This window comes from Phaeobacter sp. HF9A (assembly GCF_011806385.1).
Taxonomy (GTDB): Bacteria; Pseudomonadota; Alphaproteobacteria; order Rhodobacterales; family Rhodobacteraceae; genus Epibacterium.
Map to the genome: position 1 here is coordinate 1 of NZ_JAATOX010000187.1, position 5,149 is coordinate 5,149.

Here is a 5,149-nt window from a genome sequence, read left to right on the forward strand (position 1 = left end):
TGGCGAGCATCACCTCGGTCTTGACGTCATCCTGGATAGAGATGAAGGCACGACCGGAGGCAGGCAGGACCATGCCAGCCCCCATCTGCGCCTTCAGGAACGCGCGGGCAAAGCTGCGATCCCAGCCCATGACTTCGCCGGTGGAGCGCATCTCCGGGCCCAGCAGCGTATCGACGCCGGGGAAGCGCGCGAAGGGCAGTACCGCCTCCTTGACCGAGAACCAGGGCATATCCGGGTCGGCCAGGGTCATCGGGTCGGCCATCGGGGTGTTCACGTCGTAGCCTGCGTCCGGCTTATAGGGTGCACGGCGCGGGAAGTTCGACAGCGGCTCGCCCGCCATGACGCGCGCGGCGATGGAGGCGATGGCGCTGTCGGTGGCCTTGGCCACGAAGGGCACGGTGCGCGAGGCGCGCGGGTTCACCTCGATCAGGTAGATGTCATTGTCCTTGATCGCAAATTGCACGTTCATCAGGCCAACCACATTGAGCGCCTTGGCCAGGGCAAAGGTCTGCACCTTGATGCGCTCGATCACCTCTTTGTCGAGCGAGTAGGGCGGCAGGCTGCAAGCGGAGTCGCCAGAGTGTACGCCGGCCTCTTCGATGTGCTGCATGATGCCCGCAACATGCACGTCGGTGCCGTCGCAGATCGCATCCACGTCCAGCTCAACCGCACCGGAGAGATAGCTGTCCAGAAGCACCGGGCTGTCGCCGGAGACCACCACAGCCTCGCTGATGTAGCGCTTGAGGTGATCCATGTCGCGCACGATCTCCATCGCGCGACCGCCCAGAACATAGGAGGGGCGGATGACCAGCGGAAAGCCGATATCATCCGCGATTTCAAGCGCTTGCGCGTCGGTGGAGGCAATGCCGTTGCGTGGCTGCTTGAGGCCCAGCTCGTTGACCAGCGCCTGGAAGCGCTCGCGGTCTTCGGCGAGGTCGATGGCGTCCGGGGTGGTGCCGAGGATCGGAATGCCCTCGGCCTCCAGCGCGTTGGCGAGCTTCAGCGGGGTCTGGCCGCCGAACTGCACGATGACGCCGTGCAGGGTGCCGTTGTCCTGCTCCACGCGCAGGATTTCCATGACGTGCTCCATGGTGAGCGGCTCGAAGTACAGCCGGTCGGAGGTGTCATAGTCGGTCGATACCGTCTCCGGGTTGCAGTTGACCATGATGGTCTCGTAACCCGCATCGGTCAGCGCAAAACAGGCATGACAGCAGCAATAGTCGAACTCGATCCCCTGGCCGATCCGGTTGGGGCCGCCACCGAGGATGACGACTTTTTTCTTGTCGGAGGGGCGCGCTTCGCATTCGACCTCGCCCATCATCGGGCTCTCATAGGTGGAATACATATAGGGCGTCTGCGCCTCGAATTCGGCGGCGCAGGTGTCGATGCGTTTGAACACGGCCTTGACGCCGAGGTTGTGGCGGGCGCGGCGCACGTTGTCTTCGTCGCGGCCGGTGAGCAGGCCAAGGCGGGCGTCGGAGAAGCCGAGCATCTTGAGCGCGCGCAGGCCGTCTTCGCGCATCGGCAGGCCGTTCTTGCGCACGTCACGCTCGGCGTCGATGATTTCGCGGATCCGGGCCAGGAACCAGGGGTCGTATTTGGTGACGGCAAAGATCTCGTCATCGGTGAGACCATGGCGCATGGCCTGGGCGATGGTGCGCAGCCGGTCCGGGGTTTGCAGGCTGATCGCCTTGATCACGGCGGCCTTGTCGGCGCTGCCGACGGCTTCCCAATGGCCCGCCACAACGCCGGGGATGGTCACCTCGTCAAAGCCGGTGAGGCCCGATTCCATCGAGGCCAGCGCCTTTTGCATGGATTCGTGGATGGTGCGGCCGATCGCCATGACCTCGCCCACGGATTTCATCGCGGTGGTCAGATAGGGCTCGGAGCCGGGGAATTTCTCAAAGGCGAATTTCGGGATCTTGGTGACCACATAGTCGATGGTCGGCTCAAACGATGCGGGCGTCACCTTGGTGATGTCGTTGTCCAGCTCGTCGAGCGTATAGCCCACGGCGAGCTTCGCGGCGATCTTGGCGATCGGGAAGCCGGTTGCCTTGGAGGCCAGCGCCGAGGAGCGGCTGACACGCGGGTTCATCTCGATCACCACCATACGGCCATCAACCGGATTCACCGCCCATTGCACGTTGGAGCCGCCGGTTTCCACGCCGATCTCGCGCAGCACGGCGATCGAGGCGGAGCGCATCATCTGGTATTCTTTATCGGTCAGCGTCAGGGCAGGGGCGACGGTGATACTGTCGCCGGTGTGCACGCCCATCGGGTCGATATTCTCGATTGAACAGACGATAATGGCGTTATCCGCTTTGTCGCGGACCACTTCCATTTCGTATTCTTTCCACCCCAGAAGGCTTTCATCGACGAGGATCTGGTTCACCGGCGAGGCATCCATGCCGGAGCGGCAATAGTGGATGTAATCCTCGCGGTTATAGGCCACGCCGCCGCCGGTGCCGCCCAGCGTATAGGCGGGGCGAATGATCGCGGGCAGTCCGATGTCTTCGAGCGCCTCCAGCGCAATCTGCACGCCCGCGTCGAGATCGGCATTGCCGTTTTCTTTCTTCGGCGCGGTGACGATGGTGGCGCGGGGGTTTTCCAGCCCGAGACGATCCATCGCCTCGCGGAACAGTTTGCGGTCTTCGGCCATCTCGATGGCCTCGCGCTTGGCGCCGATCATCTCGACGCCGTATTTTTCCAGCACGCCCATTTCCTCAAGCGCCAGCGAGGTGTTGAGGCCGGTCTGGCCGCCCATGGTCGGCAAAAGCGCATCGGGGCGTTCTTTTTCGATGATCTTGGCGACCACCTCAGGGGTGATGGGTTCGATATAGGTGGCATCGGCCAGGCCCGGATCGGTCATGATCGTCGCGGGGTTGGAGTTCACCAGAATGACGCGGTAGCCTTCTTCGCGGAGCGCCTTGCAGGCCTGTGCGCCGGAGTAGTCGAATTCGCAGGCCTGTCCGATGACGATCGGACCTGCGCCAATGATCATGATCGACTGGATATCGGTTCTTTTCGGCATGGCGTGGCGTCCTTTGGCAGTCTGCGGGGCGTGGCGGTCTGAATCGGGTGCATGGATGCGCCCAAATTGTCCTGCGTTATAGGCAGCGCGACGAAAGGTGCAAGGGGGATCGGGCTTGCGGCGCAAATTGCCGTTTTCTGCCCTTTCGCGACAAGGCAAAAGCGCTATATGCGGGACAACTGTCTGCAAGGAGACCCTGACGGTGCGAATCCGCTTTGACAATGGCCCAGATGATGGGGCGGCGCAATTTGATGCCCCCCTGCGCATGATCCGTGCCGATGAGGCGGCGGAGGTGCCCGCTGCACTGGCCGCGCTGGATCAGGCGCGCGCCGAGGGGTACTGGCTGGCGGGCTATGCGTCCTACGAGCTGGGCTATGCGCTGGAACCAAAGCTCGGCGCGCGGATGCCGGGGCGCCGGCGTCTGCCGTTGATGCAGTTTGGGGTGTACCACGCGCCGGCGGCTGCGGAGGTTCCGAACTGGGCGGGCGATGCGGGATTTGGCGAGATCGCACCGCGGTGGGATGCGGCGCGCTACGCCGAGGCCTTTGATCAGGTCAAGGCGCTGATCGGCGCGGGCGATATCTATCAGGCCAATCTGACTTTTCCGATTGATGCGACCTCCTGGGGCAGGGCGGAGGCGCTTTATGCGGCCCTCGCCGAGCGCCAGCCGGTGGGTCATGGCGTGCTGATCGAGCAAGAGGGGCTGCCCGCGATACTGTCGCGCAGCCCGGAGCTGTTTTTCCGCACCACTGCCGATGGGGTGATCGAGACCCGCCCGATGAAGGGCACCCAGCCGCGCAGCGCCGATCCGGCAGAAGACGTGCGGCGGCGGGAGTTCCTGAAGTCGGATGAGAAGAACCGCGCCGAAAACCTGATGATCGTGGACCTTCTGCGCAATGACATCTCCCGCGTGGCGGAGACCGGATCGGTGCATGTGCCGGAGCTGTTCAGCGTCGAGAGCTATGCCACCGTGCACCAGATGGTGTCGCTGGTGCGGGCGAAGCTGGCAGCGGGCTCCGGGCTGGCCGATATTTTTGCAGCACTCTATCCCTGTGGCTCCATCACCGGGGCGCCGAAGATCCGCGCCATGGAGGTGCTGGCCGATCTGGAACCCTTTGCGCGCGACATCTATTGCGGCTCCATCGGTTGGGCCGCGCCGGATGGGCGCGCGGAATTCAATGTGGCGATCCGCACCGTGATGCTGGAGGGCGAGGCGGCGACGTTCAATGTGGGCGGCGGGCTGGTCTGGGACAGCACCGCGCCGTCGGAATATGAGGAAGCCCTGTGGAAAGCCCGTTTCGCGCAAGTGACGACCCCGATTTCCGCCTGATCGAGACCTTTGGCTATTGGCCTGGGAGAGGGGTAGAAGATTTGTCCCTGCATCTGGCGCGGCTGGCGCGTTCGGCGGATGTTTTTGGTCTGCCGTTTGACGCTGATGAGGCGGCGCGCCGGGTTGATGCGCTGTCGGGGCATAAAGCGTTGCGCTGCCGGATGACCCTGGCCCCGAGCGGGGCGCTGGCGCTGGAAACGGCAGCGATGCCTGCGGTCGCGGATCTGTGGCATTTCACCTTTGCGGCGCAGCGGCTGGATGCGGAGGATCTGTTCCTGCGCCACAAGACCACACGCCGCGCGCTTTATGATCGCGTGCGGGCGGACTTGCCTGCGGGCGTGGACGAGGTGGTGTTCCTGAATTCGCGCGGCGAGGTCTGCGAGGGCACAATCACCAATATCGCGATCACAACGACAGAGGGGCAGCGTTTGACGCCGCCGCTATCGTCTGGGTGTTTGCCGGGGGTGATGCGGCAGCGATTGCTGGAGGCGGGGCAGCTTCGCGAGGCGGTTCTGCTGCCGGAAGATGTGGCTGAGGCGCAGCAGATCCACCTGCTGAACGCGTTGCGCGGGGAAATAATAGCGAGACGCGTCTGATTGTCGCCGGTGGGGCTCCCGCCCGTCGCGGGCGGCATCAAAGATGCACCCGCTCCCGTTGGGCCGGGCCGCCGATCCCCAATGGGGATCGGCGGCAGCGCCGCGCGCTTGCGCGCGGCGCTATGCCCAACTCCGAGCCGTCGCCCTGCGTCAGCAGGGGGATGCGAGGCGGCGGGAGGGCCACCGGTTCGC

The 5,149-nt window shown here is 64.3% G+C and carries 3 protein-coding genes; 2 read left to right on the top strand and 1 reads right to left on the bottom strand.

The window, feature by feature from the left end; all coding sequences use genetic code 11:
• Positions 1-3,031, bottom strand: a 3,031-nt coding sequence (carB, locus tag HCZ87_RS19685) for a carbamoyl-phosphate synthase large subunit (protein ID WP_167646657.1), incomplete at its 3' end; no start/stop codon positions are given.
• Positions 3,032-3,233: 202 nt separating this feature from the next.
• On the opposite strand from carB, the gene HCZ87_RS19690 reads away from it, so the two are divergent.
• Positions 3,234-4,361 carry an aminodeoxychorismate synthase component I gene (locus tag HCZ87_RS19690; RefSeq protein WP_167646659.1) on the top strand — a complete coding sequence of 376 codons (1,128 nt, stop codon included), beginning with the start codon at positions 3,234-3,236 and terminating at the stop codon, positions 4,359-4,361.
• Entirely contained in the window at positions 4,316-4,957 is a 642-nt protein-coding gene (locus tag HCZ87_RS19695) for an aminotransferase class IV (RefSeq protein ID WP_167646661.1), read from the top strand. The genes HCZ87_RS19690 and HCZ87_RS19695 overlap by 46 nt, the downstream gene beginning before the upstream one ends.
• The last annotated feature ends 192 nt before the right edge of the window (positions 4,958-5,149 follow it).